Below are 273 nucleotides of genomic sequence, written 5' to 3' on the forward strand. Positions count from 1 at the left end.
GGCCGGCTTCCTCGACGCCGGAGATGCTGCACCGCCTGTTCCTGGCGGGAGTCGATACCTTCCGCCTCACCTTCAGCCACGGCACCCAGGACGATCACGCCCGGGTCCACGCGGCGATCCGCGCCCTGGAGCGCGAGACCGGCCGACCGATCGGCATCCTGCAGGATCTGCAGGGTCCCAAGATCCGCGTCGGTACCCTGGCGGGCGGACGCTGCGACGTCGTGCCCGGCGAGACCCTGCGCGTCGTGCTCGACGGCGCCGAGGGCGACCGGG

1 protein-coding gene is annotated in these 273 nt (G+C 72.9%); it reads left to right on the forward strand.

Translation table 11 applies throughout. The features are described 5' to 3' along the window. The coding region (locus tag AC0IWM_RS23745; RefSeq protein ID WP_471759139.1) for a pyruvate kinase at positions 1 to 273 on the forward strand (273 nt) is incomplete at both ends.

It is taken from the genome of Methylobacterium sp. AC433 (assembly GCF_979253015.1).